A 2711-nucleotide genomic window follows, 5' to 3' on the forward strand; every position below is an offset into this window, starting at 1 on the left:
ATCTTCGCTTCCTCCTGGCCATCGATCCGCCAGCCGACAACGCCAATGTCGCGCTGCAACTGGAGGAGGTCACTGACTACCGCTGGGCCCCGTTGACCGAACTGCCCGACCGTCTGGGCGACCGTACCCGAGCTACCCTCTTCGCTCGACCCTGAATTGATCATCCGGGACCGACTCCTTAGGAACGCAGAGATCAAAATGGCGGCCACGACGTCCCCTGATGCAGAGGGCATGATCGCCATCGCTAATGTTCTCTACCCTGTCAAGCTACCGCGAGGACCCCGCTCATGCCGTTGCGGATTCTCCGATCACGCGGGGTCGCGGGCGCCAACCTGATCCAGGTTCTGATGGTCGCCACGATGTTCTCGTTCCAGATCCTCGTCGCCCTCTACCTGCAGAACGTACTCGGCTACAGCGCTGCCAAGACCGGCCTCGCGATGCTCCCGGCGGCGGGCGTCATCGGCGCGGTGTCGCTGGGCGTGTCCGCCCGGCTGATCGCCCGCCTCGGGGAACACACCGTCCTGCTGGCGGGGCTGGTGCTTCTCGCCGGGGTTCTCGGGCTGCTCACCCGCGTACCCGTGCACGCGCACTACCTCACCGACCTGCTTCCGGTGATGCTGTTCACCGCGGGCTTCGGGCTCGCCCTGCCGGCGCTGACGACGCTCAGCATGTCCGGCGCCGGTGACGACGACGCCGGACTCGCCTCCGGCCTGTTCAACACCGCCCAGCAGATCGGCATGGCGATGGGCGTAGCGGTGCTGTCCGCCCTGGCCGCCGCCCGCACCGACGGACTGCTCGCCCGGGGCGAGAGCCGGGCCACGGCGTTGACCGGCGGATACCGTCTGGCCTTCACCGTCGGCCTCGGACTGCTCGCCACCGCCTTCGCCGTCGCGTTCGCCGTGCTGCGCCGGCCCGCCCGGTGAGGTGAACTGCCGCGCACACGAGCCGCTGAGCATCACCGAGCGCACGACCGGCCGGCCGCCCGCACCTGTCCACCGTCGCCTACCAGTGGAGTCCCGAGAAGCGGGTACCGCGGATCTCCGCCACGGCCGACCGCCTCAAGGTGCGTCACCCTCGACGTGACCCGCACCGCCCTGCCCGTCACGCACCGCCCTGCCCGTCACGCACCGCCCTGCCCGTCACGCATGGACGAAACGGCCTTCCTGCCCGCTCGGCAACCACAGCACCGAGTAACGGTAATCGAACATAGGTTCGACATCCGAGGTGGGGTGATCTACGCTTGATCCATGACCGCCGCCGATCCGGCCGCCGGGCAGCATCGGGTGCTGTCCGGGTTGGTGGGGGTGGCCGGTCAGGTGGGTGGCCTGGTGGAGGCGCCGGTGTGGTCGTTGTCGGACGCCGAGTTGTACGGCGCCCTGGACGACTGTTCGGTGGAGCTGGCCCGCCTGGCCGCGGTGCGGCTCGCACTGGTGCGGGAGGCTCATGGGCGGAACCTGTCCGCGCGGGAGGGCGCGGCCGGTACGGCGGCGTTGCTGCGGGAACGGCTGCGGATGCGTCCCGTCGACGCCCGGCGTCTGCTTGATCTCGCGATTGCCGTGGATGGCCCGCTGGCCGCGACCGGCGCCGCCCTGACCGCCGGTGTGATCACTGTAGAGCAAGCGTGGGAGATCCACCTGGCGCTGCGTTCCCTGCCGCGCGGCCTTGGCGCCGAGGTGTATACCGCCGCGGAGGCTTCGCTGCTGGAGCTGGCCGGGATGTTCGACCCCGCGGAGCTAGCCCGTCTCGGCCGGCACCTGCGCGAACAGCTCACCCAGATCGATACCAGCCCCGGCGGCGACGGGCCCACCGACAACGGTCACCACAACGACCCGGACAGCCAGGACGGTGCGGGCGGCACGGACAGTCGGAGCGGCACGGACAACCGGGACGGTGTGCCGGGTCCCGGTGGTGATCCTGCGGACCGGCGGGGTCTGTGGTTGACCGACCTCCCGGGCGGGATCACGCGGATCAGCGGCACCCTTGATGCCGAGGCCGCCGCCCTGCTGCGTTCGGCGTTGGATCCGCTGGCCGGACCCCGCCCCGGCGATGACGGCGCCGCCGATCCGCGTTCCCCGGCGCGGCGGCGTGCCGACGCCTTCGTCGAGCTGTTCCACCGCGTGCTCGGTGCCGGCGTTCTGCCCGTGACCGGTGGGGTGCACCCGCATCTGACGGTGACCGTGCCGTGGGCGGCGCTGCTCGGCCACGGCGGGCCTCCGGCCTCGACCGGCTGGGGTCAGCCGCTGCCGGCCGGTGTGCTGCGCCGCCTGGCCTGCGACGCCTCGGTCGGCCGGGTGCTGTTCGATGCGGCCAGCGTTCCGTTGGATGTCGGTCGTGCCTACCGGACCGCACCGGCGGATCTGCGTCGCGCCGTCATCGCCCGCGATGTCTGCTGCGCGTATCCGGGGTGTGATCGTCCGTCGTCGTGGTGTGAAATTCACCATGTTCGTCATTGGATAGACGGCGGAGAAACCTCGCTCGACAATCTGGTATTGCTGTGCGGATATCATCACCGGTTCGTGCACCACCAGGGTTGGACCGTCCGGCTCGGCCCCGACCGCCGGCCCGAGTTCCTTCCCCCACCCTGGATCGACCCCGCACGAAAGCGGCTCTTCGAAGTTAAGCGGGTTTGAGGCATCTGCGGGCTCGGCGGGTGGTTGCGCAGCGTGTTCGTAGCCGCTGGTTTCGGGGTTGCGGTAGCCGAAGGCGTTGCG

1 protein-coding gene and 1 pseudogene are annotated in these 2711 nt (G+C 70.0%); both read left to right on the forward strand.

Annotation, left to right across the window (positions count from 1 at the left end; genetic code table 11):
* Positions 1-284: 284 nt before the first annotated feature.
* Positions 285-923: pseudogene (locus tag AC08OQ_RS18440) on the forward strand (MFS transporter); the annotation flags it as partial.
* A gap of 324 nt (positions 924-1247) precedes the next feature.
* On the forward strand, positions 1248-2630 hold the full coding sequence (locus tag AC08OQ_RS18445; protein WP_476612256.1) for an HNH endonuclease signature motif containing protein: 1383 nt from the start codon (positions 1248-1250) through the stop codon (positions 2628-2630).
* Positions 2631-2711 lie beyond the last annotated feature (81 nt).

The organism is Frankia sp. CcCS3, assembly GCF_977927575.1.

What these genes read in the sequence shown, in the direction of transcription:
- AC08OQ_RS18445 (WP_476612256.1), top strand. Translation starts at nt 1,248, where the DNA reads ATGACCGCCGCCGATCCGGCCGCCGGGCAGCATCGGGTGCTGTCCGGG.